General features: G+C 61.8%; 23 protein-coding genes. 5 read left to right on the top strand and 18 right to left on the bottom strand.

Translation table 11 applies throughout. The features are described from left to right. Positions 1 to 7 precede the first annotated feature (7 nt). The 3 genes from NKH29_RS17670 to NKH29_RS17660 form a co-directional block, all read right to left on the bottom strand. The gene (locus NKH29_RS17670) at positions 8 to 1,819 is read right to left on the bottom strand and encodes a hypothetical protein (RefSeq protein ID WP_156948049.1); all 1,812 of its coding nucleotides are present in this window, start codon (positions 1,817 to 1,819) and stop codon (positions 8 to 10) included. Positions 1,820 to 2,096: 277 nt separating this feature from the next. Next, positions 2,097 to 2,465 (bottom strand): hypothetical protein, encoded by a 369-nt coding sequence (locus NKH29_RS17665; RefSeq protein ID WP_156948050.1) that lies wholly within the window; start codon positions 2,463 to 2,465, stop codon positions 2,097 to 2,099. Positions 2,466 to 3,005: 540 nt separating this feature from the next. After that, positions 3,006 to 6,203 carry an AfsR/SARP family transcriptional regulator gene (locus NKH29_RS17660; RefSeq protein WP_353000201.1) on the bottom strand — a complete coding sequence of 1,066 codons (3,198 nt, stop codon included), beginning with the start codon at positions 6,201 to 6,203 and terminating at the stop codon, positions 3,006 to 3,008. Between the two features lie 102 nt (positions 6,204 to 6,305). Here NKH29_RS17660 and NKH29_RS17655 point away from each other — a divergent pair, with 102 nt between their 5' ends. The 3 genes from NKH29_RS17655 to NKH29_RS17645 all read left to right on the top strand — a co-directional run bounded on the left by NKH29_RS17655 (position 6,306) and on the right by NKH29_RS17645 (position 9,338). After that, positions 6,306 to 6,812, top strand: coding sequence for a hypothetical protein (locus NKH29_RS17655; RefSeq protein ID WP_023718480.1), 507 nt, complete (start codon positions 6,306 to 6,308; stop codon positions 6,810 to 6,812). Positions 6,813 to 6,952: 140 nt separating this feature from the next. Continuing rightward, positions 6,953 to 7,285 carry a hypothetical protein gene (locus tag NKH29_RS17650; protein WP_023718481.1) on the top strand — a complete coding sequence of 111 codons (333 nt, stop codon included), beginning with the start codon at positions 6,953 to 6,955 and terminating at the stop codon, positions 7,283 to 7,285. Between the two features lie 463 nt (positions 7,286 to 7,748). Further along, positions 7,749 to 9,338 carry a hypothetical protein gene (locus NKH29_RS17645; RefSeq protein ID WP_353000200.1) on the top strand — a complete coding sequence of 530 codons (1,590 nt, stop codon included), beginning with the start codon at positions 7,749 to 7,751 and terminating at the stop codon, positions 9,336 to 9,338. A gap of 269 nt (positions 9,339 to 9,607) precedes the next feature. Here the strand turns inward: NKH29_RS17645 and NKH29_RS17640 are convergent, their stop codons facing one another. The 15 genes from NKH29_RS17640 to NKH29_RS17570 form a co-directional block, all read right to left on the bottom strand. Beyond that, positions 9,608 to 10,429 carry an IclR family transcriptional regulator gene (locus tag NKH29_RS17640; protein ID WP_353000198.1) on the bottom strand — a complete coding sequence of 274 codons (822 nt, stop codon included), beginning with the start codon at positions 10,427 to 10,429 and terminating at the stop codon, positions 9,608 to 9,610. Positions 10,430 to 10,486: 57 nt separating this feature from the next. Further along, positions 10,487 to 11,686 (bottom strand): aminotransferase class V-fold PLP-dependent enzyme, encoded by a 1,200-nt coding sequence (locus tag NKH29_RS17635; RefSeq protein ID WP_352937478.1) that lies wholly within the window; start codon positions 11,684 to 11,686, stop codon positions 10,487 to 10,489. Positions 11,687 to 11,714: 28 nt separating this feature from the next. Next, positions 11,715 to 12,206, bottom strand: a complete 492-nt coding sequence (locus NKH29_RS17630) for a RidA family protein (RefSeq protein ID WP_352639600.1) — start codon at positions 12,204 to 12,206, stop codon at positions 11,715 to 11,717. A 13-nt stretch (positions 12,207 to 12,219) separates the two neighbouring features. Further along, entirely contained in the window at positions 12,220 to 13,212 is a 993-nt protein-coding gene (locus NKH29_RS17625; RefSeq protein WP_352639602.1) for an ABC transporter ATP-binding protein, read from the bottom strand. Continuing rightward, positions 13,209 to 14,228 carry an ABC transporter ATP-binding protein gene (locus tag NKH29_RS17620; protein WP_352639603.1) on the bottom strand — a complete coding sequence of 340 codons (1,020 nt, stop codon included), beginning with the start codon at positions 14,226 to 14,228 and terminating at the stop codon, positions 13,209 to 13,211. Before NKH29_RS17620 ends, NKH29_RS17625 begins: the two co-directional genes overlap by 4 nt. Further along, positions 14,225 to 15,448, bottom strand: coding sequence for an amidohydrolase/deacetylase family metallohydrolase (locus NKH29_RS17615; RefSeq protein WP_352639604.1), 1,224 nt, complete (start codon positions 15,446 to 15,448; stop codon positions 14,225 to 14,227). The genes NKH29_RS17620 and NKH29_RS17615 overlap by 4 nt, the downstream gene beginning before the upstream one ends. After that, on the bottom strand, positions 15,448 to 16,311 hold the full coding sequence (locus NKH29_RS17610) for an ABC transporter permease (protein WP_023718490.1): 864 nt from the start codon (positions 16,309 to 16,311) through the stop codon (positions 15,448 to 15,450). Before NKH29_RS17610 ends, NKH29_RS17615 begins: the two co-directional genes overlap by 1 nt. After that, positions 16,311 to 17,252, bottom strand: coding sequence for an ABC transporter permease (locus tag NKH29_RS17605; protein ID WP_023718491.1), 942 nt, complete (start codon positions 17,250 to 17,252; stop codon positions 16,311 to 16,313). The genes NKH29_RS17610 and NKH29_RS17605 overlap by 1 nt, the downstream gene beginning before the upstream one ends. Positions 17,253 to 17,360: 108 nt before the next feature. Then, complete coding sequence (locus NKH29_RS17600) at positions 17,361 to 18,899, bottom strand: ABC transporter substrate-binding protein (protein WP_352790925.1); 1,539 nt, start codon at positions 18,897 to 18,899, stop codon at positions 17,361 to 17,363. A gap of 386 nt (positions 18,900 to 19,285) precedes the next feature. Further along, a complete protein-coding gene (locus NKH29_RS17595) occupies positions 19,286 to 20,575 on the bottom strand; it encodes an ABC transporter substrate-binding protein (protein ID WP_353000197.1) in 1,290 nt (429 codons plus the stop codon). A 28-nt stretch (positions 20,576 to 20,603) separates the two neighbouring features. Beyond that, on the bottom strand, positions 20,604 to 21,440 hold the full coding sequence (locus NKH29_RS17590) for a carbohydrate ABC transporter permease (protein WP_352790922.1): 837 nt from the start codon (positions 21,438 to 21,440) through the stop codon (positions 20,604 to 20,606). Then, positions 21,430 to 22,377, bottom strand: a complete 948-nt coding sequence (locus tag NKH29_RS17585) for a carbohydrate ABC transporter permease (protein ID WP_023718496.1) — start codon at positions 22,375 to 22,377, stop codon at positions 21,430 to 21,432. The genes NKH29_RS17590 and NKH29_RS17585 overlap by 11 nt, the downstream gene beginning before the upstream one ends. Before the next feature lie 24 nt (positions 22,378 to 22,401). Continuing rightward, complete coding sequence (locus NKH29_RS17580) at positions 22,402 to 23,265, bottom strand: TauD/TfdA dioxygenase family protein (protein ID WP_023718497.1); 864 nt, start codon at positions 23,263 to 23,265, stop codon at positions 22,402 to 22,404. A gap of 111 nt (positions 23,266 to 23,376) precedes the next feature. Further along, entirely contained in the window at positions 23,377 to 24,081 is a 705-nt protein-coding gene (locus NKH29_RS17575) for a TetR/AcrR family transcriptional regulator (RefSeq protein ID WP_353000196.1), read from the bottom strand. A gap of 263 nt (positions 24,082 to 24,344) precedes the next feature. Next, a complete protein-coding gene (locus tag NKH29_RS17570) occupies positions 24,345 to 24,827 on the bottom strand; it encodes an Lrp/AsnC family transcriptional regulator (protein WP_023718499.1) in 483 nt (160 codons plus the stop codon). 87 nt (positions 24,828 to 24,914) lie between these two features. Between NKH29_RS17570 and NKH29_RS17565 the strand changes: the two genes are divergently transcribed. Then, the gene (locus NKH29_RS17565; RefSeq protein ID WP_031193821.1) at positions 24,915 to 25,988 is read left to right on the top strand and encodes a pyridoxal-phosphate dependent enzyme; all 1,074 of its coding nucleotides are present in this window, start codon (positions 24,915 to 24,917) and stop codon (positions 25,986 to 25,988) included. A gap of 95 nt (positions 25,989 to 26,083) precedes the next feature. Further along, positions 26,084 to 26,701, top strand: a complete 618-nt coding sequence (locus NKH29_RS17560) for a glutathione S-transferase family protein (RefSeq protein ID WP_023718501.1) — start codon at positions 26,084 to 26,086, stop codon at positions 26,699 to 26,701. Positions 26,702 to 27,000: the final 299 nt, after the last annotated feature.

Genomic DNA, 27,000 nt, shown 5'->3' with positions numbered 1-27,000 from the left:
GGACACCTCAGCCTTGCGGAGCAGCGGGCGCGTCAGCCGGTATCGCAGGCGCTCCGGCATTGGCGGCTGTCGCAGGGTTGGCCACGACTTCGGCGCTGAGTGCAGGGTCGTCCTTGCGCGGTGCGGCCGGCTGTATCTGGCCTACCCAGCCGACGATCTGCGAACCGAAAAGTTCAAGCGTTCCACCGTGTTCATTGCTGCTGAAGGAAAAACCCTGAGATGCATCGTGCTGGTTGCTGAATGCGCCGCTGCTGTCCGAATTGGAATGTTGGACCGATCCGCCGATACCGCACCAACCAACCTTGCCGCCATAGGAGGTGGAGCTGCTTTCCGTGTGTCCGCTAGCGCTGTCGACGGCGCTCTGGAATGCGCTGCCCATGCTGCCCCAGGAATTAGCGGTAATCTTCACGTTTCGAACAATCAGAAAACCCTTCGGGATCATCGGGAGCAGCTTGGGCACGTCGCCGATCTGACCTTCGATGGTCCCGTCGCTGATCGCATTCTTCTTCTGACCGGCGAGATACCAGCCGTCCATGTGGAAAAGGTCGCCAAGCAGCCATGGCCGTTCGATGCTGGCCATGAACCACTCGAATGTGACAGTTGCCGAAGAACTGCTGTCCTGATGCGACTGCCAGGAGGACTGGTCGGCATTCCAACCGTCGTTGTGGCTGGTCTCGCTGTGCGATGCATTGGCTGAGGCGCCGAAACCCAGAACGCTGTAGCCGACGCTGCCCGATGTTGATGACGACTCGTTGTTGTAGAAACTGTGTCCGAAGCTGTGTTGGCCGCCGCCACCGCTCGCCTGGTACTGTTTCGATGTGGCGGTGATTTTCATCACCCCGAAGTCATGGTTGGTGTGATCCCACCAGGAGACCGGATCGATATACGACCACGGCACCTTGATTGCCACGGCGCCACCGAGACCAACGCTATACTCGTCGTACATCTTGCGGGCCTTGGCAATCAGGGCGGCCGCGGCGCTGCCGCCGACGGACTGAAGGGTTGCAATCGCGTCGTCGATCTGTTGCCCGCCCATATCCTTGAAGTCGTTATAGGCTTGGTCGACGGCGTTCTGGTATCTGGCGCTGGTGACCGGCCATGCCTGTCCCTGGATAGGATCGGACATGGCTTGGGAGTAAGCGAGCGCGAACTCGCTGCGTGCATCTGCCAGCACCTTCTGGTTGTGTCTGTAGGCGGTGTGGCGCGGCGTATAGCCGGTAAAATTGCCGTCGGCATCCATCAGATACAATGTCTTCTGGGCATCGGCGATGCGTTTCTTGATATCGGTCGAGGGCTCAGGGATCGGTTCCGCCTGCATGCCGGCCAGGGCTGTGAAATACTCGATACTGACGGTTCGCTGGGGCCACGACACCGCAACCCCCTTGTTGGTGACCATCAACATGTCGTCAACCCGTTGAGCCGTGTTGAAGGCGCTGCTGATCGCCAATTGCAGCCTGGGATCTGGTGCCGGCATTGCGGCCAGCTGACCGGCCGGCGTCGCGGGCGTTCCGGCAGAAGGGGGAGCGGGTGGTGCTGAGAAAGCGCCCGTGGTGGAAACCGCGCCGTAGGCGCTGCCGCCGGCGGGCGTCCAGGGATTGGCATACATCTTCGGGTCGATCGGCTGGCCGACTGGAAGGTGCATGTAGACTGCCGAGCCAGACGGCGTGCCGTCGGGATTCACAAGCTGGGCCGCAACGGCGGTGTGTATCTGGTTCAGCGCGTCAAGCAGTGCTTGCGTGATGCCGCCGGTGACCTGAAGATCGTTACCAGGCATGAGAACTCTCCTTGTTTGTTGCGGCGTTGGACCATGGATCGTCACGCGGACGGGGAAAGACCAACGACAGGTTGCGGATGTGCAAAGCCCGCGCTCCGTCGATCCGGGAGCCCTGGCCCAAGAGCAAGTTACGTCTCGTTCAGACATCGGCCGAGTAGACAATCACCAGGTCAGGAATGCCCTTGCCGGGCCCAGCCGCCTCCTTGGCTGCCGAGCATCTCCCAGCCGAAGTCTGCGGCTGTGCCTTCCGGGCACGCGTCACTAGGGCGATGGCTTCCCGCGGACCTGTGCCTGTGACAAAACCCGTGAGTGTCTGAGCCGGCTAGGCATCGACAAGGTAATCGTGATACAGCGAGTGGATACTCCGGCCATTGTCGCGGGCCTGCAGAATTCTCTCCCATAGTCCGAGATGAACCTCGCCGGGAGCGCCTTGGTGGACCACTCCGTTGAGGAACCGGATATGCCGGCGAATGTTGTCGTCGAAAGAGAGGCCTGCCGTGCGAATGTCATCATCGCCAAGCCCCTCGTCGAAGCTTCCGCCTTGCAGCTCGTCCCTGACATGACCGGACACCGCTGACAGGAAGACTTCGAAGCTGACGCCTTCCGGCAGCCCGCCTGCGGTCTGCTGGACGTTGTAGAAGTCTCTGCTGATGTAGTCGTCCTGATTGTTCTCGTCGAGAACGTGGTTCATAATCTGCCAGGTCCGGTCGCCAGCTTCGTCGGCCGAACCCTCGAAAAGATTTAATATCCGGTATGCTCTATCCTGCCATGTAGACATGTTTTGATCCTCATCGGGCTGCTTGCATGCGCGGTTTCGCGAGCGGGGTAGCCCCTCGAGGGGCCGGACGAAGCGGTTGTTTGTTTTCGACGGATTGAGTTTCTCTGACCGCAGCTTACGGATGGCTTACAGATCGAAATTTTTTGGATTCATTCGCTCTGGAAGAAACCACACGCAAGTGGATTGCATCGAAAGCCCGGTTCCGCCGGTCTATCACCCGCTCGCAGCGCGAGTAGTCTTGAACGCCGCTGGGGACACGCAGGTACGCTGCCCAAGCGCAGAGTCTATCGCTCCGGTCTCTCAGTGTTTCCGATCCCGGATTGCTGGTTAGACAAAACCGCCCCGCACACGATCGACCTGGGATGGCCCGTGAAGTTATCGGGCCGTGCAAAGAAGAGGTTCGGAGCACGCTGGCAAGACGCAGCTCACGGATGGCTTACGGGTTTTGGGCGTTCAAGATCTCAGATACGGACGCACCAGCGTGCGGATCACGTGTGAGGATTTGTATTCCCCGTTCGCTCCAACCGCCCTTTCGTAGCGCGAGAAGTCGTCTACAGCTGCGGCAGGATCACTGCTGGACAGACGTTCCCTGATGAGGGCTTGGTACACTCTTTCCGAATCTGGGTAGTACTCGAGTGCTCTCAGATAGGCTTCTCGCGCCCGGAAACCTTCTCCGGCATTCTCCCAATGTCTTCCGACGTTGATCGCCAGGTCGATATAGCCGTCCCGAACCTTGTCGGCCACCGGTATCGCCCAAGACGGAAGAGAACCCGGTGACAGTGGCGGGCCGGGGAATCTCGCCAGAAGCTGTTCCTTTTCGGGGGCTGTCGTATCCCCTTTCCTGGAAAGACCGCGGTTGAGACGGGCTTCCCAATCAGCAAGGTCGACCCACACCTTATCCGGGGGCAGACTGATCCGCCCCTCCCTCTGGACGATGAAGTCGCCCTTGCCGAGCGTCTTGCGCAGGCGGTGAAGGGCTTGCTCGCACGCCGGTTTGGCTTGATCCCCGTCGAGATCGGGCCAAAGCCAGTCATGAATGCTTTCGAGGGGACAGGTCTGGTCGCGCGCCAGGGCGAGAACCCGCAGGATATCGAGGGCACGCGTCGGCGATTTCGATCCGAGATCGAATTGAGTTCCGTCGAGCTCGATCCTGAAGCCGCCCAGTACAAAGATCTTCAGTGGCCATGGCCATTTAGCAGGCCGTCTCATTGGCGGGACGAGACGCCGCGTCTGAATGACCGAATGGCAGAGATCCGCTTCAATTCCGCGGTCAAGTGCATCCGCCAGCAGTTCGGCGAGGAGATCGGGCAGGTTGAGTAGGATTGCAGACGGGTTGACGGCCCTCAGGGCTGCCATGAACTCCGTCAGTTTCTCTTCATAAGCGGCTCCGCCCCTCCATTTCTCTTCAAAAGCGGCAGCGGCAAGAACGCAAATCTTCACCCGTTCCCGCGGGCCGCCGTCCAGCCGATCGACGACATCTGCCAACAGCGAGGCGGCCTCAGCCGGTCTTCTGTCGGCGAGAAGAACCTGGAATTTGGTGACATAATGCGGCCAGCGCTCGACCATCGGCTCGTTCGCCTCTTCGATCGCGGTCATGAACGTGTCGCAATCCCTGTAGGCTTCGACGAAGCTGCCTTGCCGCGCATGCATGGCGGCTCGGCAATCTGCGACTACGGCCACCTGAGTTGTGAAGCGGCTGTCCGCGATTTCGCCGAGCCTTGTCACGAGATCTGCGAAGCCGGCGAAATCATTGCGCAGCTTGAGCAGCAGCTGGAGATGGTAGAGACCGCTGAACTCGACGCTTTTCAGGGCTTCCCTCTCGCCCATCTCGATCGCCTTGCGAAGGGCGTCTTCGGCCGAGGCATATGGAAACCCGCGCCTCGAGAATGAAAAATACCTGCCGCTGGCGGCGCCGAAAGAGACCAACCACATGCCAAGCACCCAAGGCGTCACCTTCGGGTCGTTCAATTCGGAAGCGACGCTGTCGACCGCCTGTTCGAAGATGTCCTGCCGCCCTGACCAGACCGCATGATCAACAAGGGCTTCACTGGCAAGCAATCTCAGGTCAACCGGAACTTCACCAGTCGGATTCGACAGCTGTTGCAGGAGCTCGTCGGCGATCTTCACTCCTGCCTGTGCGGTCTCTTCGTCGGCCTCGCCGTAGTCAACCGCGCGCAACATGCCGACACCAACCAGCATCCGCTCTCTCGGGACAAGATCGGGTTGCCTCCCGCGAAGGATGGCGGCTGCCCTTCGCGTCCACCCGTCCAGGCCCCCGTGCGTCCGCCAGCTGCTTGTCTTTACGAGCACGGCGCGGATTACGGTCAGCCACTGCCCCCGCAAATCGCCGTCCTTCTCGAACGCCTCCCAAGCCCGTGAGAACCATCGCTCGGCTGCGGCGTCGTCAGGAACGTGAGCGGCCCCGATCCAGTGGAGAAGCCAGCCTTCCAGTTCTTCAGCAGGAAATCTGGTGCCCCATTCGATCAAGGTAGCCCTGCGGCCTTGGGACAGCATCGCCTCGGCGTGCTCGATGACCAACTCGCGGGCAAGCGGCCAGGCTTCTGCTTGGAGAGCCATCGATACGGCAGCGTCGACCAATCCTGCGTCGCGCAGGACCCGAGCTGCCCTTTCGCGCAAACTTGCCTGCTCTTCCGGCGGCAGCCGCGCTTCGAAGAGCCTGGACAGGTAGTCGCGCAGGAGGTCGTGGAACTGGAATCCTCCGCCTCTGAGGCCTGTTCGGGTGACCAACAGCTGCATTTGAAAGAGCCGCTCCAGCACCGGGCCGCCGACTCTGGGTCCGAGCAAGGCGTCGGCAAGACCGGAATTGATTTCGGGAAGCAGATTAAGCTTCAACAGGGTGTTCTGGTCGTCGCCTGGAACGTTCTGCAGGAACAGTCTGCCGACCACCTCCTGGAAATTTCCCTGCCCCAGAGGCATGGCGCTCATCAACTGTGGGGTACTTGATTTCTGGTTGGCGATCATGACCAGGCCGACCGCCCACCCCTTGGCGGCGGCGACCTCGATCCCCTTCTCATGGCCTGGTTCCCTGAGACCGACGAGGCAGCGTGCTTCGTCCTCCGAGAATTCCAGTGCCGTCTGGCCGATGACCGGCAGCTTGCCTGCGAGCGCGAGTTCGGCCACGCCCCCACCAGGCAGTGTACGCGATATGCAGATGCACCGGACCGTGTTGGGCAATTCCCGCAGCAGGACAGCCAGAATTTCGCGGAATTCTGGTGTATCGGCACGGTGAATATCGTCGAGGACGATGACCGTGTCCGGCACCATCTGCGCCAAGTAAGCGCGGAAGAACAGACGCGCGAATGCAGCAGCATCCTCCGCATATTCGGTTCCGAAAACAGGAAGGCTGAGTTCCCGCGCCCCAGGCGACATCGCCAGATAGTAGAACAGCCGGGCGATATCCTGGTCCTCGTCATCGACGCGATACCAGACATGCGGAGCCCGCTTTTCCTGGAGGTAATCGATGACTGCGGTGGTCTTCCCGTATCCGCCAGGGGCAGCAATCCAGCACATGCCGGATTCCAGGCACCTGTCGACCAGTGCAGCAATGCGCGGCCGCCGCGAGATTCCCGCGGGTCTTGGCATTGAAAGTTTTGCTATCGTGCCGCCGTGCACCGCCGCATCCAGATCCACCAGGCTGCACTCTTATAGCAGATGATGGGCCGGGTGCGCGTCATTTCAGCATGTAAGCCAAACGTAAGCGCGGCTCGGTCACTGTCGGCATCGTTCCAACTCATGGAGGAAACCATGCCGACCGCAACCGTTCAAACCATCTATTGTGTCCAGCCCGCCACCGGAACCGACTTCGCGGCCAACCAGGCGCTAGTCGACGCCATCATGGGCCTGACGCCGCAATTCATCCAGAACGACTTCGCCGGCAGCCTGCTGCAAGGGATCAAGTCACTGCCAAGCGTTCTTGGAGCGATCGACGCCATACGGGCCGATCCGGACAACCTGTTCATCACCACCGGGACTGAAGGCAATGTCGATGACGCTGTCTGGCCCTCTCCCGGAGCCACCAGGGAAGTCAATGCGGACCAGTCGTTCGAACCTGGCCTCGTGCTGCCGTTCGAGTATAGCCAGAATCTCTCTCTTTGGGATGAAGACGGCCCTCTTAATGGCAACGATCCACTCGGCTCCGTCACCATGGACAAGGAAGAACAAGGCATGGGTCCAATCGCCAAGATCGCCCGCTCAGCGATTGAGGGTTCGGCCTACTACGTCATTTACCGGATTGACTGACCGCGCGACAGGCATCGGGTGATGTCCACGGTCGCCGACAACACCTCAGCGAGCAGAAAGCAGCGGGCCGTGACCACCCCGTAAGCCATTCGTAAGCTCGGGCAGGTGAGCATTCCGTCTCGCAACAAGTTGATGGAGCAATGACCATGCGTCCCTACTCTCTGAACATAAGCCGCATCAAATGTCATTCGACGAACGACTATACAGGTTCTGACGACCTTGTTGGAGTGATGGGTCCTGTTCGCTTCCCGATTGGATCCTTCACTCCGGGAAACGACTACAATCTCGACATCAAACAGATCGTTCCAGCCGGTGAATTCTACCTTAATATTATCGAGACCGACCTTTCAGGCGATGACGAGATAGGGATGATCGACCTGTCCGCGATCATGGATTTCCAAACCGTGAAAAACGTGCAGGGCGCGGATGCCAGTTACGACATCACCATCCTCGTCCAATCCGTATCAGACTAGCTCTAGCATGCGCGATCCGCACTCGAAGCAGGATCGCGCCTGCTCCGCCTTGGATGTCTGGTGCCTCCGGCGAGGGTGGCCTCTCCGCGCCAGGAACTGCTCCGAACTCAAGCTCGGCGAGCGATCCGGTTCCGATCGAGCTTCTTGACATGCATGGATCGGTTCCGGTCGGACCGTTCTTTGAAGACCTTGCAGAGAAGGTCATGGACATCAAAGACGTCTGGGAGCTGTTCCCGGGGCGGAGCGCCCGGCCCTGTAATTTTGGTTCCGAAACGGGAACTCGACAGATGGCTTGGGTAGCGCCTCCCGACGACGCTTGAGCCTTCCTGCTAGGAATGTGGGGAGGACGCCGCCAACTAGCCCCTTAGACTGCACTCTGGCGGCCAGATAGAATCATGCAGATTATACTCTGCTGAACTGGTTCATTTAAGAGTAATGCCAATAGGCCTATCAGGAGATTGAAATGCTTACTCAAGTAACCGTACCTTACTCTCCCGGCTACGACTATGGAAAAGGTGTCGATCTTGCGACGGGTAGTCCGATGGGTCATGTCGTCGATGGCGCATTTTCCGGCGTCGACGATGCAATGGGGTCCATATCTTCATTCGACATACGCCGTATTCACACCACCGCCGAACTCGAAAAGTCGCTGAGCATCAATGTCGAAGCGAGCGGCGGGTGCGGGTGCTTCTCCGCGTCCGGAAGGTTTGACTTCGCCGAAAGTTCCAAGATCCAGAGCAGTTCCCTGTTCCTGCTCATCTCCGCCAAAGTAACGCTGCCCTTTCACGGCATCGACGAACCAAAGCTGAGCGGCTCGGCGGCGGCGATATCGAGCAATCCCGAGCTCTTCCAATCACGCTACGGGAACATGTTCGTGAACGGGGTAGGACGCGGCGGGATGTTCCTGGCCGTCCTGCAGATGGATACAGCCAGTTCCGAGGAGGCCCAAGCCGTTTCGATGGAGTTGTCGGGGTCCTACGGGCTGTTTTCTGCCGACGCCAAGATGAAAATGGAGAGCATGCAGAGGCATTTCCATGAAGACGTGCGCACGACCGTCTACCACGAAGGCGGCCCGATCAATCTGATCATGGGGGACGTAACGGATCCCAGCCAGATGTATGGGCTTCTCCAGCAATGGCTGAACGCATTCCAGACCGATCCGAACGCCAATGCCGTTCCTTATTTCGTCACCCTAGCTCCAATCTCCATCGCAGATGGACCGATCCCGCCGAACGCAGCGCAGGTCCGGCAAGCCCAGGATGTTCTGGTTGAGTGCGCGAAGGAGCGCAGCAGCCGGCTAGACCAGATGAACCTGATGGACTTCATTACGCTCAATCCAGGCAAGTTCACCTTCACGGCACCGACAACCCTGCAGATGGTTCAGGAGGCATTCCGTGGTTTCCAAGTCGATATAGACATCATCGCGCAAGCCGCCGCCGCGGCGATCAACGATCCTAAAACAGCGTGCCTGCCGGTTGATTTCGCCGCGAAGCAGACGCCGGCCCGGCGTTTCCCGCAAGGGCTGACGCCCGATCCATTTCCGGAAGGCGCGAAGGGGCTGAAAAGCGTTTATGCAGACAAGGGAAAAATGATGGTCAGCCGCGACGCCTTGTTGAGCGGGATGCGAGAACTAGAGCCAGACGGCCCCGCCAAGATCGGGTTTGATATTGGCGTCGCGATGCCCGGCGCAGACACGCTATGGGGCCCGGGAAAGCAGCTTTTCATGGATGGCCTTGATGCTGACGAGCGCGTTGGCTGCGAGGATTCGGCGTTCTTCATCGTCGCCCGGAATGCGCAACTCGGCCTCGCGACCGTCGGCGCGAAGATCGCGGAGAAGACCTCGACGGATGCGTTTAAAGCTGCCCGCACTGCAGAGCCGCCCGGCATGTACACTTTGGGCTTCGACATCGCCTCCGGCCTCTTCGGCGACGCGAGGCTCGGTGCGCGCGGCCACACCGCAAGGGGCCCCGGATCCCTGGGGATCAGGGCAGCCCTCGACCCGAGAGGTCAGCGCGGCTTCGATGCAGCGATGACGCTGTACTCGGTTGCCTGACGACGGGAGCGTCTGATCAACAGGCCAGAGAGCACATTCTCGTTTCACTGCTCAAGCCTGTCAGGCACCGAAAACCACCAGATCGGCCAGCTTGAAGATGCGAGCGCAGGCTTGATTGGAACGGCTGGAGACTCGGCGCCCGTCGGTTCAATGCGTCAAATTTTCGTCTGGACGGGCTGCTGAGCCCAATGGGATCATTTCTGGTTCGGTGAGCGGGATGTGCAGAAGCGCACCATCCCGCGATTTTGCCAACTCGCGCCGGGCGTTCGTTATGGCCGGTCGGCTCGCCAACCGAGCCGCGACTCGATGCGGCGCGCACTGGTCTTGACCATCGTAATCAAATCCGGGTTCTTTTGCTTCAGCTTCATATCCGGGACGACGATCGAGATCGTCGCACGGCAGGCTCCTTGATTGTCACGGATGGGAGCCGCAATGCAGGCAACTGAAAAGTCAGATTCACCAGCCTGGATCGACAGGCCCTGCTCCAGTGCTGTGGCGGCCGCCCGAGCGAGCACATCCTCGTCCGTCTCGGCGCGTCCGGTCGGAGATGCGATCGCGGATCGGGCGAAAATGGCGCGGCGTTCGGCTTCCGGCAAATGGCCGACGAGCAGCCGACCCGACGCGGTCCAGTTCAGCGGCGTCCGGGTCCCGACGCGAGATGTAACCTGGAAATGATCTTTGCCCTCTTCCATCGCAAGCACGACCATATGGTCACCGTCACGGCCGCATAGCTGGATCGTCTCTTTCGAACTCTGAGCCAGTTCGTGCATCTCCTGCGTTGCCACGTTGAGCAGGTCCAATGTGCGAGCGTAGGTCAGGCCGTACTGATAGAGCCGCGGACCCAGCCAGAGCAGGCCGCCGTCCTTGCGGTCCAGCAGTTCCTTTTCGACCAGATCGTCGACGATGACGTAGATCGTCGACAGGGGGGCGCCGATGTCGTGCGCTATCTCATATGCAGTTGCTGGCCGCCCCTGCTTTTGCAGATAGTCGAGTATCTGCAGCGCACGGTCGATACCGCTGGTGCGCGAGCGGCGGGGTTCCCGCGGGTCTTCGGCGGGGTTCAGGTGCAGGTCGGGCGCTATCGTGGGCATGGCATTCTCGGTTTTGCGGGCACTGTAAGGCAGCCGGGGCATTTACCACAGCCAGCCTCAATCCGGCCAGTTGAGGATCGCAGCCTCGCGGGCCATGAGACGCTCGTTCCATGGTGTGGCGATGATCGCATTCGACTTGCGCGCGCCATCAAGCTCCTCGGCAAGCCGTGCCGCCACAATGAATTCTTCGTCGGGATGCAAATTGCATGGATCGAGGAAGAAATAGCCGTGCTCGACTTCATGATCGCGGACGACCACCGGCGGATTGCCAGCTGCCAGCCGGTCGGCCAGATCCCAGGCTGTAATGCGCGATTCGGCGGCATTCACCCACACCTTCAAGCGATCGAGCGGATTGCTGGTCGGGTCGGGTACGATAGCGGCGGTGACGCCAGGCCGCCCCTCGAGTGCTTGCGCCCAGCAGTCGAGCGCTCGGCGTTCGCGAGCGCGAATACCCTCATGGTCACGCGTTTTCCAGGCCTGGAGAGCAGCGAGCGCACCGACGATGCCTTCCTTGCCGACCTTCATGCCGCGCCCGATGCCCCGGTTTTGCAAGTAGACGTCGCGCACCCGCGCCTTCGTGCCTGCGACGATACCGGATGTCGGGCCGCCCAGGAATTTGTGACCCGAATACAGCACCAGATCGGCTCCGCTGGCGAGAAAGCCCGCCAGATCGTATTCGGACGCTGCGTCGACGATGACCGGGACCCCGCGTGCATGGGCGGTTTCGACGAACATCTTCAGCGGGATTTGCCCATACTCGACGACATGGTGCGACACGACGTAGATTGCTGCAGCAGTGCGCTCGGTGATAGCGCCTGAGAGCTGATACGCCGAGGCGCTGGTCGCCTGACCGACCGGCACGACCTTGGCGCCGGCGAGACGGATCGCCTGTTCGATCGGTGCGCCGTAGCTGACCATGTGGCCGGACTGGATGACGATCTCGTCTTTCAGTCCAGCGGTATCCGGCAGCCGTTCGATCGCGGCAAGGTCCGGGCCCGTCATGCTGGCCGCCACGGCCAGGCTGATTGCCGCGGAACAGGAGGCGGTGATGAAACCGGCCTCCGCGCCCGTCAATTCGGCGATCACGGCGCTGGCCTTGCGATGCAGATCGGCCATTTCGACAAACTCGGTGAGAATGCCGGACACAGCCTCGACAGCCGTGGGAACGACAATGGAGGCGCCGAGCGAGGTCATCGTGCCTGAGACGTTGATGACGGGCCTGAGGCCCAACTGGCTGCGGAAATCTTCGACAGGCATGGTCTTGTGCTCCGACTATTCGATGCGACTAATCAACGGCGATGACGGCTTCAATTTCGACGCTGATCCCTCCCGGCAGTGATCCGTGACCGACCGCAGAGCGGGCATGGGTGCCGCGCTCGCCGAAAACGTCGATGAGCAGGTCCGAGCAGCCGTTGATCACTGCGGGGTGGTCGGCGAAATCCGGCGTGGCGTTTACCATGCCGAACAGCTTTACCACACGTCGCACGCGGCACAGATCGCCGAGCGCTGCCTGCATGACGGCAATGAGGTTGACACCGGTCAGCCGCGCATGGGCATAGGCCTGGTCGACCGTCACGTCGGCACCGACCTTGCCTGTATAGACCCGGCCGTCGGCCTCACTCGGCCCCTGGCCGGATAGGAACAGCAGCTTGCCCTCCTGCACGTGTGTGACAAAATTGGCGATCGGCGGCGGCGCCTCGGGCAGCGTTATTCCAAGCGCCAAAAGCCGGTCGTAGGGCGTGCTTTCCGGTCGCTTCATGAGCTCGGAAAAAGTCATACACAAACTCCAATCAGATCGTTTTTTCGTTGTGCCGGATGCAGGCCACGTGATGCCCGCCGCCGATGTCGTCGACGGGCGGAATGATCCCGGCGCAGGCAGCAATTGCGTCCGGACAGCGGGTGCGGAAGACGCAGCCGGAAGGCGGGTCAATCGGGCTTGGAATGTCACCACGCAAGGCGACGTGAGTGCGTCGGCGGGTCGGGTCGGGCACGGGTGCTGTCGCCAGCAATGCCCTGGTGTATGGGTGCCGCGGCGCGGCGTAGAGAAGACGGCTCGGACCACGCTCCATGACGCGGCCGAGATACATCACCACCACTTCGTCGCAAAGGTATTCGACCACCGAGAGGTCATGCGCGATGAACAGCAGCGTCAGGCCGAGCCGCTTTTGCAACTCACCGAGCAAGTTGAGCACCTGCGCCTGCACCGACACGTCAAGCGCCGAGACCGGCTCGTCGGCGACGACGAATTCCGGCTCGACGGCGAGCGCGCGCGCAATGCCGATGCGCTGGCGCTGGCCGCCGGAGAATTCGTGCGGGTAGCGCGTGGCGTGATCAGGCGACAGGCCGACCAGGGTCAGCAGTTCGGCGACCCTGTCGGCACGTCGCTTGCCTCGCGGAAAGCCGCGCGCGTCGAGTGCCTCGCCGATGATGGCGGCGATGCGCATGCGCGGGTTGAGGCTGGAGAATGGATCCTGGAACACGATCTGCAGCTTTTGCCGATAGCCGCGCATTTCACGTGTGGACAGCGAAAACAGATCGACGCCGTCGAACAGCGCTTTGCCTCTGGTCGGCTCCACCAGCCTGAGGATGGCGCGCCCGGCGGTGGTCTTGCCAGAGCCGGACTCGCCGACCAGCCCGACCGTCGAGCCGCGTCCGACATCGAAGCTGACATCCTCGACAGCATGAACGATCCGGCCATTGCGGGCGGGAAAGTGCTTTGTCAGACCCTGCACGCTGAGCAATGGCGCAGTCGCCGCACGACTTGGTATCACCCCGGCGCTCACAGCTCTGCACTCCTGATGCAACGGGAAGCGCCATGCGGCCCTGCCGGCATTAATGGCGGCGGTGCCGCGCGACAGGGCGCAATGGCGAAGTCACAGCGCGGCTCGAAGGCGCAACCCGGCGGCAATGCGGTGATCGGCGGCACGCTGCCGGGAATGGAATAGAGCGCCCGGCGCTTGCCGTCGTCACCGATGTCGCGCGCGGCATTGGGCGTACAGGCCAGCAGCCCCCTCGTGTAGGGATGGCGCTGGTGCGCAAACAGGTCGTTGACCGGTGCCTGCTCGACGACACGGCCGCCATACATGACGACGACATCATGGGCGATCTCGGCGACGACACCAAGATTGTGGGTGATGAAAAGGATCGACATGCCCATCTCGACCTGCAGGCGACGCAAGAGATCAAGGATCTGCGCCTGGATGGTGACGTCGAGGGCCGTAGTCGGCTCGTCGGCGATCAGCAGCGACGGACTGCAGGCGAGTGCCATGGCGATCATGACGCGCTGGCGCATGCCGCCGGACATCTGGTGCGGATAGTCGTCGAGCCGCGAGACGGCGTCCGGAATCTCGACATGCTTCAGCATGGCGAGCGCACGGCTGCGCGCTTGCTCCCGGGTCACCGGCTCGTGCACCGCGATCATTTCGCCGATCTGATCGCCGACCGTGAAGAGCGGGTTGAGGCTGGTCATCGGCTCCTGGAAAATCATCGTGATTTCCCGACCGCGGACCTTGCGGAATTCCTTCTGAGTAAATCCGGCGAGGTCGTGGACACGCTCCTGCCGGTCGCGGAACAATATCTGGCCGCCGGCGATCCTTCCGGGCCGTGACAGCAGGCCCATGATCGACAGGCTGGTCACCGACTTGCCGGAACCGGATTCTCCGACCACGGCCAGCGTCTTGCCGTGCTTCAGGTCGAAGGTGACGCCATCGACCGCCTTGGCGGTAAGACGGCGGGTCTGAAACCAGGTCCGCAAGTCCCGAACCGACAGGATGACGTCGCTGGCGATCGCGCCGCTCATGATTTCCACCCGCAATGCGGACAGACGTGCACACTGCCCGCAGAACCTTCCGGCGGCAGGTGGCGGTGGGCAATGATCGCCTCGGCACCGAGGATAGCGTGGCGAGGCTCGAACAGCCGGTGCAGCGTGCTTGTCGCCCCTTGCGAATCCTTCACGGTGAGCTCGGCGTCGGCGAGGTCGAACAAAGTGAATTCTGCCGGCCTGCCCTTTTCCAGCAGTCCGTCGGCGGGCAACCGGATGGCGCGGCGCGGCGCCGTCGTCGAGGCCGTCACCACATCGTCGAATGCCATGCCGAGCGACAACAGCTTCGACATGGTGGTTGCCATATCCCACACCGCGCCGTCGAGCGAGCGGTTGTGCAGATCGGTCGAGATCGTCTTCGGCGGCAGACCGCGCTCGAGCGCCGCCTTGGCGACATCGAAGGAGAACGAGGCGCCGCCGTGGCCGACATCAAGCACAATGCCGCGCTGCGCCGCATCCTCGGCGAGCCGATAAAGATCGTCGTCCTCGATGATCGAGCCGCCGGCCTTGCCATTGAAGCAATGAGTGACGATGTCGCCTTCGCTCAGCAGGCCGAGAACATCGTCATAGAGTGGCGGCGGCTCACCAACGTGCACCATCAGCGGCAGCTTGAGGATGCGGCCGAGCTTCTTCGCCAGCCGGACCGGCGTCAGGTCCCAGCCGCCGGTAATGACGTGGCTGGCACGCACCTTCAGTCCGACGATGACGTCGCGGTTGGCCTCGACGGTTGCAATGGTGCGGTCGATGTCGATCGAGCGCATGTCGGTCAGCTCGCTGACACGGTTGCAGGCGACGAGACCGATCGAACCTATGTTCAGGAACGCGTATATATTCTCTCGCGCCGGCTCTATGATGAACTCGCGAAAGCCGTGGAAATTGGCTTCGCCGGCTGAGCCGGCATCGACCATCGTGGTGACGCCTCGGGCGGCGCCACATTGCTGCGGCCGCAGCGAAATGTCGGTGCCGCCGTACCAGACATGCACGTGAAGATCGGTCCAGCCGGGCGACAGGAACGCGCCATTGGCGTCAAGCATCGTCACATCCTCGCCGGCGGCAATGGTCGAACCGGTTTCGGCGATACGGCCATCCTTGCCGATCAGCACGTCGATCGTCTGGCCAAACTCGCCGCCGAAGCCGACTGGTTTTGCGCCCCGGATCAACAGCGGCCTTTCGGTTTGGGAAGAGCGATTGCTGAACATCAGATGTCCTTTGCGAGACGAGGGTCGAGAAGATCGCGCAAGCCGTCGCCGACGAGCTGCAGCGACAGCACGGTGATGACGATGGCGCCGCCCGGAAACATCATGATCCAGCCGGCCTGATCCATGTATTGACGGCCGGTGGCGATCATTGTGCCCCAGGTCGGGATGTCGGGCGATATGCCAACGCCGAGGAAGGACAGACCGGCCTCGGCCAGGATGGCGTTGGCGAAGATGAAGGTTGCCTGCACCAGCAATGGAGAGGTGACGTTGCGCAGTACGTGCCGCACCAGGATAATCGGGGTCGGCACGCCGAGTGCGCGGGCCGCCTCGACATAGGGCAGTTCGCGAATGACCAGCGTCGAGGCGCGCACGACGCGTGCGAGCCGCGGCGCATAAACCACGCCGAGGGCGACCACGACATTGACGGCGGTGGCGCCAAGTGCCGCCACGAGTGCAATTGCGAGCAATATGTCGGGAAAAGCCATCATGGCGTCGATCAACCGCGACACCGGCGCGTCGAGCCTTCTGAAGAAGCCGGAAGTCAGTCCCAAAACGACACCGATGATCGAGGCGAAGATCACGACAGCAAAGCCGACCGCCAGCGAAGTGCGCGCGGCGTAGAGCGTGCGGGTAAAGATATCGCGCCCGAGATCGTCGGTGCCGAACAGGTGGTCGAGGCTCGGCGGATGCAGCCGACTGGCAATGGAGAGCTTAGTCGGTGCGTAGGGCGCGATGACCGGCGCGAGGATCGCGGCGAGCACGATGGCGATCAGTACGGCGATGCCCACCGCCGCCGTCGGCCGCGTCATCAGCCGCGAAAGCATATTTGGCTCCGCCTGGAGCGGCACCGAGATAGCGGCCATCAGTAGCGAACCCTCGGATCGACAGCCAGATAGAGCATGTCGATGGCGAAATTGACCAGGACGTACAGCCCGGCAATGACCAGCAGCGCGCCTTGGATAACCGGATAGTCGCGCCGTAACACCGCCGAGACGACCAAGCTGCCGACGCCGGGCAGGCCGAACACCGTCTCGGTCACCACCGCACCGGAAATGAGCAGTGCCGCGGTCAGGCCGATGACGGTGAGGATGGGGATCAAGGCATTTCTGAAGGCATGCTTCAGCACCACACGCCATTCGCTCATGCCTTTGGACCGGGCGGTCCGCACATAGTCGTCATTGAGCACGTCGAGCATCGAGGCGCGCGTGAAGCGGGTGATCAATGCCGAGCTTATGAGACCGAGCGCCAGCGCCGGCAGCACCAGATGATCAAGCCGGTCGGCAAACGAAGCTCCCGGCCCGCCATAGCCAGATGTGTCGAACCAGCCGAGCTTCACGGCGAAGAACTGAATGAACACAAGGCCTAGCCAGAAGCTCGGCACGCTGGCTGCGAACATGGCAATGGTAGTTGCCGCCTGGTCGAAGATAGAGCCACGCTTATAGGCCGACAGGATTCCGACCGGCAGCGCGATGAGCGTTGCGATTACCAGGGAGAAGACGGTGAGAAAAAACGTCGGTTCGGCGCGTTGGGCGAGCGCGGTCGTGACCGGCTCGCCGAGGAAGATCGACTGGCCGAAGTCGCCTTGGACGACATCGAGAACGTAGCGCCCGAACTGTTCGAGGATGGAACCGTCGAGCCCGAGCTTGGACCGCAGCGCGGTTATATCGGCGGCGGTGGCGTCTGGACCCAGCATAACTGCCGCCGGATCGCCGGGCGTCACCCGTACGATGACGAACACGATGGTGACGACCAGCGCCATGACGACGATCATGCCGAGAAGTCTGTTGAGGATTGAGTGCAGCATCGGCGTTATAGCATCCCTGAGCAACCATCGAACGGTTTGCTGGGCGCCGGCTTTGTCGGCCGGCACCCGGTCGCCTGTCGTTGAGTGGAGGCGGAAAGCAGGACCGTCTCAGTTGCCTTCCAGATAAGCGTTCCAGAAATAGGGCCATGGCGCCGGCGTCACGGCTTTCAGCTTGGGGGCCTGGGCGGCCAAGGCGTTGAAGTCGCCGACCTTGAACGCTGGAACCTCGTCGTAGATCGCCTTCTGGACATCTGCGAACAGCGCGACGCGCTTGGCCGGATCGGCTTCGGCGTTGAACGCCTCAAGCACCTGGTGCTTGCGATCCGAAACCCACCAACCCGGAGAGGAGTCCGACATTATGCCGGTCAGCGACGGCTCGGGCAGGAACGGACTGTGGCTAATGTAGATGTCCCACAGCGCCGGGTCGGTGCGGTTCTTGGTCAGCGTCGCCCATTCGACCACGTCGAGCTGGACCTGGAAGCCGGCGGCTTTCAGATACTCGGCCGCGACCTGCGCCAGCTTGTAGTGGAACTCGTATTGGCGGCTGGTGAGGATGCGCAAAGGCTTGCCGTCATAGCCGGCTTCCTTCAGCAGCGCCGCAGCCGCCTCAGTGTCGCCATCGGGCTTGTAGGGCTCGGTGCCGGCGTCCGTGTGCCAGGCAAAGCCTTCGGGATACATGTCGCCGTCGGCTGCGAAGAACTCCTTCGATCCGAATGCGGCGAGCAGCATGTCGTTCGGCGCCAGCGCTGCTTGTATCGCCTTGCGGATGCGAATGTCGGAATTCAGCCCCTGCTTGGTATTGAGGACGAATACCGGCCAACCGAACGGCTTCAAGATGACCGGCTGGGTCTTGCCACCCGAGATCTTGTCAAAGGACTCGACCGGCAGCGAGTCAACATAGGCGAACTGGCCGGAGACAGCGCCTTCGACGCGCGTGTTCGCATCGGGAACCGGCACGAAACGGATTTCGTCGAGATACTGTTTTCTGGCGCCACCATAGCCGTTGGGTTCGCCGTCGCGCGACTTGTAGCCGTCGAACCGGGCAAGCTGGATGTACTGGTCCGGCTTGCGTTCCTTCAACATATAGGGGCCGGTACCGACGAAGCTGGTCAGCGGCTCCTGTCCCACGTTTTCGGACGGGATGATGATTGCGGCCGCATTGTTGAGTGAGAGCAGCGACAGAAGTGGCGCGAACGGCTTTTTCAGGGTGAGCTTGACGGTGTGGTCGTCAACGGCGTCGACCGTGGCGATGACTTCGGCTGCCTGCTTGCCGCGCGTGGCAATCTTCATCCAACGCTGCAGCGAAGCGACCACGTCGGCCGAATTCATATCGCTGCCGTCGTGGAACTTAACGCCGGTTCTGAGCGCGATGGTGTAGGTACGGCCATCCGGTGAAATCCGTGGCATGTCGGCGGCCAACAGCGGCGTGATGCCCCAGTCCTTGTCGAAGGTATAGAGCGTCTCGTAGATGTGCTGTGTGACAATGCCAACCAGATCGGCGGTCGAGGCCATCGGATCCAGTGTCGGCGGCTCCCCAATGGTCGCCACATCAATCACTCCACCTCTAGCGGGCTCGGCCCAGGCAGCGCCTGTCGCCGGCAGCATAAGCGCGGCGAGTGAAGCGACGATTTGCAAGAAACGCCTCATCTTGGTTCCCTTCGCTCTGTTCCATAGTAATGGAATTTATATCCTAGTTACGGACGAAGTAAACGCATCCGAATATGACGTCGTCAAGCTTTTTTCGCCCAGAGGACGTCGCGCGGCTGGAGTCGCTGATGATCCTCGTGCGCCAAGGCGTGGCCTTGCCACAGGCCTGCATCACGCGATCGCCCAGGCGCCTAGGCCGCGTGGTGGGATATCGGTGGCGGCGCGCTGAACCTGCTGTCTGCCGCCAGCGCACTGCTAAGCAGTCCTGAGCTCGCGCGATCGAACTCAGGTCCATGGAACACCGCCTCACCCGACGACGACTTTACGACCGCGCTGATCCTCGCCGGTTGGTCGAGCAGGCGACATGGCCACGTCAGTCCATACGATCAAGCTGGCATCAGCGGCTTGACGCGATCGACAATGGCGGCGACCGCTTCCTTCGGGCTCTTGCGACCGAGGACGGCGAGCTGAACCTCCTCGAGAAATGTCGACTGAGCGCGAGCGGCTTCGGGAAAAGCCGGGAAGGCCGGTCGCGCCTTGGCGAGCGCGGCAGCCTCGACCGTCGCCTGTGGCAGCGACCCGGCGAACGACGGCTCGGCATAGGTCGAGGTGCGGACGGGGCCATTGCCGTTGCGCGCCATGTCGAGTGTGGCCGCCTTGCTCGCTACGAAACGGATGTAGCTCCAGGAGAGCTTCTTGTCCGTCGAATTGGCGGGAATGGCCATCGCCCAGGATTCGACGACCGGATGCATTTCGTGACCGCTGCCGAGGGTTTTGGAGCCGGGGAACTCGATCGCCTTGATCTTTCCCGGTGCGGTCGACTGTTCCTTGTTGTTGAGCTGCGCGTAGCGGGCGAAAGGCAGCACCGCGAAGGCAGCGCGCCCCTGCTGCATCCACGTCACCATGTCGTCGTTGCGCGTTGTGGCATAGCTGCGGGGGAGCGCGCCGGCCTTGAAGAGGTCGGCAAGCACGGACAGGCCTTTTTCCATCGCCTCCGGATCGGGGACCACCTGGAGCTGCTTGTCGATGAAATCGCCGCCGAAAGCGCGGGCGAACATGACCGGGAAGACAGCGAGGTCACTCGCAAGGATTATGCCGACGACGGGCGTGCCGGACTTGGAGGTGAAGGTCAGCTTCTTCGCCTGCTCGACCAGTTCCTCCAATGTGTTCGGTGGCGACGAAATGCCGGCCTCCTGAAGCAGCTCCTCGTTGTAGAAAAGCCCCTGCGTGGCATGGCGCACGGGGATGCCGACGAGCTTGCCGCCGACGGTCATCGATTGGCGCAGGCCCTCGGCGATATCGTCGAAATCCTCGATCGGCTCGGCTTTCTTGAGGTGGTCGAGCGGCTCGAAGAGCGAGGCGATCTGCGACGTCATGCGGTTGTCGATGATATAGCCGACGTTGAAGTCGGTCTCGCTCAGGCTCGCCTCCCGGAATAGCCGGTCCTGGAGCGGATTGCTGTCGAGCGTGGTCCAGGAGATCTGGGCGTTGTTCCTGTCCTCCCAGGGCCTGATGACATCGCCGGCGGCACCGGTCGTCAGGTTGGCTTGGTGGACGCGATGGCAAAGCACGTTCAGCGTCTTTGCCTGGGCATGGGCCAACCGACCCAAGGCGCCCGTCGCGCCGGCGGCCATCGCGGTCCTCAGCAGGGCCCTGCGTGTCATGTGCAAAGGCATTGTCTTCCTCCCTTTCTCGGTGACGTCGTCACCCCTTGGTCGCGCCGGCGGTCAATCCGGCGACCAGAAACCGGTTCATCAGGACCACGAAGACGAGAACCGGCAGCAATTGGACGGTAGAGGCAGCAAAGAGCACGCCCCAGTCGACGCCATCGATCGAACTGATCATCTCCGAAAGGACCAGAGGCGCGGTCTTGGCGTGGTTGGCGGTGAAGATATAGGCGAACAGAAACTCGTTCCACGCGAAGACGACGACGAAGACGGCGACGGCGAGCATGCCGGGCGCTACGAGCGGCAAGATGATCTTCACAAGGATCGTCAGCGGCCGCGCGCCATCGAGGACAGCCGCCTCGTCGAGTTCGCGCGGTACCTGATCGATGAACGTGCGCATCAAGAGCGTGCCGAGCGAGACAAAGAACGTCGCGTAGAGCAGGATCAGCACCAGATGGGTGTCGTTGAGCCCGAGCCGATTGACGACCGGGAACAGTGGCAGCGTCACGACGATCGGCGGGATCAGCCGCGATCCGATCAGAAACATCACCGATCCTTCCAGGAAACGGACGCCCCGATAGCGTGAGTAGGCAAAACCGGCGAGCAGACTTGCCATGACGGCAAGCGCCGTCGCCCCGGTGGTGATGACCAGGCTGTTGACGAGCCCGTCGAAAAAGGCCGGCCAGCGCTGCCACAGCGAGGCGTAGTGCTCGAAGGTCGGTTCGAAGAAGAGCTCCGGTGGAACCGCGAAAATCTCGCGACCGGGTTTGAACGACGAGAGCACGATGAAGCCGATCGGAAACAGTGACCAGACGACGATTGCCGCAACAGCGAGCATCTTTCCGGCACCGATGGCGAGACGCCTAGAACGCATTGGCCAGGGATTCCTTGCGCAGCCGCCATACATAGCCAGTCGCAAGCAGCAGCGAGATGACGACCATCATCCACGCCGTCGCGGCCGCCGTGCCGAACGAGTTGTAGCGGAAGCCTTCCTGATAAAGATAAACGGAAACGACCTCGGTCGTGCGTGCCGGGCCGCCCTGGGTCAGGAGCCAGACCTCGGAAAAGAGGCGGAAGGCGAAGATGTAGCGGAAGAGCAGCGCAATCAGCATCGCTGGCGCCAGGAGCGGCAGCGTGATGTTGCGGAAGAGCTGGAACGCATTGGCCCCGTCGGTGCGCCCAGCCTCGTAGAGCTCCTTCGGAACCGCGAGTCGTGCCGCATAGAGGATGATGAATGTGAATGGCAGGTGCAGCCAGATCGTGAGCAGGCCGACGAGGACGAGGCCGTGGGAAGGGATGAACGTCCAGTCGAGCGTCGGCAGACCGGTGTATCGCAGCATTAGCGTGATTGGGCCGACGTCCGGATCGAACAGGAAGCGCCACATTGCGACCGCCGTCACCTCGCTGATGGCGTAGGGAGCGAGCACCACGACGAGCATGACGCGCTGGAGGGGAAGCCCGGAAGCGAAAAGCAGGGCCAGGCCAAGGCCGAGCAGCAGTTCGATGTGAACCGCCACGGCGACGACGAGGACGGTGTTCCAGACCGAACACCAAAAATAGGGATCGGTGAGGACGCGGATGTAGTTATCGAACCCAACGAAGGTTGCCGATTGGCCGAATGACGAGGCTTCGAAACTCAGCCACAGGACGAAGATGGCGGGGAGCACGATGATCCCAAGCACCAGGAGGTGTACGGGCGTCGCATAGAGGTAGGCAGGCGAAAACGCGAAGCGCCGCCTCTTGGTCTCGCCAGCCGCTTCCGCCGTCCCCTCCCCCCTGTGGCCGACGGATGCCTCGGAACCAAATGCCATTGCTCCTCCCTGAGCGGTTGCGCGTCAGCCGTCCCTGGCGGCAAGTGGAACGGTGCCCTCCACCGTTGTCCTATACATCACCCGGCGATATCCGGGATAATCGTTGATGGCGGTGTGCAGGACATGGGGATTGTTCCACATACCGAGCGTCTTCGGTTCCCAACGCAGCCTGCAGTTGAACTCGGGCCGGACAGCCCGCGCCATCAGGAAGTCGATCATCGGCTTGCTTTCTTCCTCCGTCATCCCCTTGAAATTGGTCATCACGCTGCTGACGAAGACATAGCGCCGGCCAGTCTCGGGGTGGCGACAGATCACAGGATGCTCGACGACGGCATTCTCGATCGCCTCGACATCGGCCTTGACGCCGAGCCGGCTGTGGGCCGCGTTGATGGCGAAGACCCCGCGGCCGCTATGGACGCCCGTCAGGCCTTGCAGGATCTCGACCAGCCGCGGCGAAAGCGAGTCATATGCCTTCTCGAGGCTGGAGAAGCAGGTGTCGCCGCCAACCGGCGGCACCTCCTCACCGTAGAGGATCGTAATGCCCGGCGGCTTCGGTAGCCAGGCGAGGTCCATGTGCCAGTCCTCGCCGATCACCTTGCCCGTGTCGTCCGGCTCGCGCACGAAGCGCACGATATCGTTAAAGCCGTCGATCGGCGTGTGCACCGGATTGCCGCTAAATGGTCCGAACCGGCGGGCGACCTTGTGGACGCCGGCGGCGTCAAGCTCCTGATCGCGCACGGCGAGCGCATGATACTTGTAGAGCGCGCGGCGAACGTCCTGGAAGGCATCCTCGCTCGCGCTCGCCAGATCGATCCCACGAATTTCTGCACCGAGCGCTCCAGTGAAGGGGCTGACCTCGAAACGAGTGAATGCGTCATCGCGCAGCACGTGATCCTCCCTAATACGCGCCTCGTCGCCATCATGGGCTGACTTACCTGCAAGTAAGTAACTTGAAAGCCAAAGGCTGTCAACTCACCCTCGCTTTGATCCACTGGATGTCTAGCCTCGACCCGAGCCCTTCCCCGCATCCTGCCAAGCGGCGCGGATGATCGCGGCGAGCGCTGCGAAGGTCCTGGCGACCTCGTCGAAGCTTCCGGTGTCCTGCGTCATTGGTGGACAGGACAGAAGGGTAATGCGCAGCATGTGCACGAGCTCGTCGCTGAGTGTGTGGGAGGAAAGCTCTCCGTCCTTCACCGCCTGGTCTACCGCATGACGCAGGCTCTGATCATAGACCCGGTTGACGCGCTCCAGGGCACGTTCCGCCGGTTCGCCGAGAACCGGGAGGTCGTGGCGAAGGCGCGAAAGCGGGCTCCACATATTGCGAGCTCCCTTCTCAGCGTTGAAACGTTCGTAGAAGCGGCGCAGATCCTCGAGCTGCATATCGAGCCGGTCGAAGAACCGGATGTCGGGAGTCGTCCAGAAGCGTTTGATCCGGGCCTCGGCATTGGCAGCGAAGTCCGCGATCAATTCCTCCATCAGCTGACGCTTGTTACCGAAGTGATGATGGATGTTGGCGCGCGTCGTGCCGATCGCCGTCGCTATATCGCCGAAGCTGAAACCATCGTGGCCGCGCAGGACATAGAACTCGGCCGCGACCTCTTTGATTCTGGTCCGCGTAGAGTGCGCCTCGTCACCGGGAGGTCCTGAAATGTTGGCTCTCATATGCCTTCCGAAATTCATGCCGCTCGCTGCCGCGACGATCACTATGCCGGAACGAGCCGTAACCGCCCACCGACCGGCACCAGACGCGATCAGCGTTGCTATCACAAATTGCCATGCGATGTACCCGTCGTACTAGAGTCTCTTTCTACGCACTGGCGGAACTAATTTGCGCCAGGTGCAGACATTCGCGGTGGGGCGGGTGAGTAGATACGGGAACGCGTATATCGACCTTCAACCTGGTTCGCGCCCTTGACTGATATTACGGGTCAAAAGGGCAATGACCTTGCTGGGGACAGGCCACAAACTCAGGCAGTGGATAGCGGCTGCGCATCGGCTGCGCCGATCACTTCTCGCATCGTCACGATGGTGCGAAACGCCTTCACGTTCGAATCGGCGTGGAAGACTTCCCGCGTGAAGACATCGTACGCCTCCATCCCTGGCAATTGCAGGAGGAGCACGAAATCGGTTTCACCGGTGACATACCAAGCCTGACGAACCTCCGAGCGCCCGCGAAGCTTGCCGATGAAGGCGTCCAACTCGACAGCGCTCTCCCGTTCCAGGGAAACGAGCACATGGATGGTTAGCGGCAGGCCCACGGCCCCCGGGCGAACGACGGCAATGTCTGCTGCGATCACGCCATCCTTCCGCAGCCGGCGCAGGCGGCGCAGAACCGCGCTCTGGGAAAGCCCGACCTGCTCGGCGAGACGCCGCGCCGGGATCTGGTTGTCGCGCTGAACCAGCGACAGCAGCACATAGTCGAAGCGATCGAGGACGGCAGTTTTCGTCATGAGGACAGGCATGTATGACGAAATCAGGCAGGCGAGCAACGATAATAGGCGCCAACCGGCGTGGTTTCCGGGATAGAACTTCGCCTCATGGCCATAGACACACAGCCGGGCCTTGACCCTGATCAGATCGCGGCGCTGTTACAGCGCCTGTCGCCATTTTATGCACCGACACCGTTGCTCGACCTGCCAAACCTCGCTGCGAGCCTGGATGTGGCCCAGGTGCTTGCCAAGAACGAGGGACACCGTGCCCTGGGCAGCTTCAAGTCCCTCGGCGGCACTTATGCTGGTCTGTGTGCTCTGGCCCGGGCTACCGGGATGGATATCGACGAATTGCTCGATCCAGAGCGGGCCAGGACGCCGTTGCCGGCGTTAATCACGGCCAGCGCCGGCAATCACGGACTTGCCGTTGCCGCGGCGGCGAAGTTTGCCGGTGGGACGGCAAAAATATACCTCCACACGGGCGTTCCTGCGGCGCGGGTCAGGCGTATCGAATCACAAGGCGCCGAAATCGTGTGGGTCGACGGCACCTACGACGATGCCGTCGATCGGGCCTCCGCGGCGGCCCGGGCCGGAGAAGGCATTCTGGTGGCCGACACCTCTAGCGACCCGGACGACCTAGCTGTAGCAGATGTCGTCGCTGGCTATGGCGTGCTTGCTGCGGAAATTCGTCGCCAGGTCAACGAGATCGGCCATCTGAGGCCAACCCACCTCTTCGTGCAGGCCGGTGTCGGCGGACTTGCCGCCGCCCTGACGACTGGGCTGAAGGACTGGTTGATGCCTCCAGCCATGATCGTCGTAGTAGAACCAGAGGCCGCAGCCTGCGTCGCGGCCGGGCTGTCGCAAGCACGGTCCGTGCGGATATCCGGCGATCTCAAGACGTCGGCAGACATGCTCGCCTGTGGCGAAGCAGCCGCATCGGCGCTCGACGTACTCCGCCAAGGCAACGCTCGGGTCATAACCGTGTCCGAAGCGGCGCTTGCCGACGCGAAGAGCCGACTTCGCGAGGCAAACGGTCCAGGCACAACCCCGTCGGGTGCGGCCGGCCTCGCCGGCCTCGCCACCGCCGTCGCGACTTCCGGCCCGTCGCGGGAGCTTGCGCTCGACGAATCGAGCCGGGTGCTGATCATCGTGACCGAGGCCGAACTGGAGAAGGACGCATGACGATGGCGCCAAACCCCGGACCATTGAACAAAAGAGCGGCTGGGCCGCGGACTGCTCGAGATGCCCACGCTTCAGACTCAACGCAGAACGGGTCCATGAAGCTCATCTACCAGACCCACTCCCCCTACGCGCGCAAGGTTCTGGTCTTTGCCCACGAGGCCGGGCTTGCCGGACGTCTGCGCGTCATTCATCACGAGACGAGCCCCATCAATCGCAACGATGATGTGTTTGCGATCAATCCGCTTGGCAAGGTGCCCGCTCTCGTTCTCGACGACGGCTATGCGATCTTCGATTCGAGCGTAATCTGCAGCTATCTCGACAATCTCGAAAGCAGTCCTCGGCTCATCCCCGAAACAGGGCGAGCAAAATGGTCCGCCTTGCGCCTCCAGGCGCTCGCCGGCGGCATGTGCGACGCAGGCATTTCCATCCGCTGGGAAAACGAGCGCCGCCCTGAACATCTGCGTTATCCTGCCTTGGGCGCAGGCATGACGATGAAGCTCATCGAATCCTATAACTTCGTGGAACGCGAGGTCGAATTCGACGCACCGCTCCATGTCGGCCACATCGCGCTCGCCACTTGTCTAAGCTGGCTGGAATTCCGGGGACTGCCCGACTTCTTGCAGGGAAGGCCACGACTGACACGATGGTATAGATCCTTCGTGGAACGCCCTTCAATGCGTGCCACACCCTACGACGGCGACACGCGTGATTGATATCGATCGCTAGGCTTTCGAAATCCAGTATGTGTCGGTCACCAGCCAAGCGTTCTCGAGGCCATTTGCTGGTCGGCCTGGATGATATTGCGCGAGACGGGTGACCTTGCCTCGGGCAGCCTTGAGGGCGGCCATCAAGGCCTTTTCTTCGTCACTGCGCCTAGCTCCGCTGCAGGGGTAAAACCCGCATGGCACAAGTGACCGTACGGGAAACGTGATAGTGTCCTGAAGGTTCTGCAAAAAGTTTTGGAGAGAGAACGGCGCTTGCTCTGAAGGGCGAGCGGCCATGGCACGGTGGT

It is taken from the genome of Mesorhizobium sp. M1295, assembly GCF_040318135.1.
Taxonomy (GTDB): Bacteria; Pseudomonadota; Alphaproteobacteria; order Rhizobiales; family Rhizobiaceae; genus Mesorhizobium.
The sequence above is the reverse complement of the archived record's forward strand: the minus strand, read 5'-3'. Positions and strand labels throughout refer to the sequence as shown.

Bases quoted from the DNA above. Each gene is read 5' to 3' on its own strand.
- NKH29_RS17665 (WP_156948050.1), bottom strand. From the start codon at position 2,465: ATGAACCACGTTCTCGACGAGAACAATCAGGACGACTACATCAGCAGA.
- NKH29_RS17655 (WP_023718480.1), top strand. From the start codon at position 6,306: ATGGAGGAAACCATGCCGACCGCAACCGTTCAAACCATCTATTGTGTC.
- NKH29_RS17650 (WP_023718481.1), top strand. From the start codon at position 6,953: ATGACCATGCGTCCCTACTCTCTGAACATAAGCCGCATCAAATGTCAT.
- NKH29_RS17645 (WP_353000200.1), top strand. From the start codon at position 7,749: ATGCTTACTCAAGTAACCGTACCTTACTCTCCCGGCTACGACTATGGA.
- NKH29_RS17640 (WP_353000198.1), bottom strand. From the start codon at position 10,429: ATGCCCACGATAGCGCCCGACCTGCACCTGAACCCCGCCGAAGACCCG.
- NKH29_RS17635 (WP_352937478.1), bottom strand. From the start codon at position 11,686: ATGCCTGTCGAAGATTTCCGCAGCCAGTTGGGCCTCAGGCCCGTCATC.
- NKH29_RS17630 (WP_352639600.1), bottom strand. From the start codon at position 12,206: ATGACTTTTTCCGAGCTCATGAAGCGACCGGAAAGCACGCCCTACGAC.
- NKH29_RS17620 (WP_352639603.1), bottom strand. From the start codon at position 14,228: ATGAGCGGCGCGATCGCCAGCGACGTCATCCTGTCGGTTCGGGACTTG.
- NKH29_RS17615 (WP_352639604.1), bottom strand. From the start codon at position 15,448: ATGTTCAGCAATCGCTCTTCCCAAACCGAAAGGCCGCTGTTGATCCGG.
- NKH29_RS17610 (WP_023718490.1), bottom strand. From the start codon at position 16,311: ATGGCCGCTATCTCGGTGCCGCTCCAGGCGGAGCCAAATATGCTTTCG.
- NKH29_RS17605 (WP_023718491.1), bottom strand. From the start codon at position 17,252: ATGCTGCACTCAATCCTCAACAGACTTCTCGGCATGATCGTCGTCATG.
- NKH29_RS17600 (WP_352790925.1), bottom strand. From the start codon at position 18,899: ATGAGGCGTTTCTTGCAAATCGTCGCTTCACTCGCCGCGCTTATGCTG.
- NKH29_RS17595 (WP_353000197.1), bottom strand. From the start codon at position 20,575: ATGCCTTTGCACATGACACGCAGGGCCCTGCTGAGGACCGCGATGGCC.
- NKH29_RS17590 (WP_352790922.1), bottom strand. From the start codon at position 21,440: ATGCGTTCTAGGCGTCTCGCCATCGGTGCCGGAAAGATGCTCGCTGTT.
- NKH29_RS17585 (WP_023718496.1), bottom strand. From the start codon at position 22,377: ATGGCATTTGGTTCCGAGGCATCCGTCGGCCACAGGGGGGAGGGGACG.
- NKH29_RS17570 (WP_023718499.1), bottom strand. From the start codon at position 24,827: ATGACGAAAACTGCCGTCCTCGATCGCTTCGACTATGTGCTGCTGTCG.
- NKH29_RS17565 (WP_031193821.1), top strand. From the start codon at position 24,915: ATGGCCATAGACACACAGCCGGGCCTTGACCCTGATCAGATCGCGGCG.
- NKH29_RS17560 (WP_023718501.1), top strand. From the start codon at position 26,084: ATGAAGCTCATCTACCAGACCCACTCCCCCTACGCGCGCAAGGTTCTG.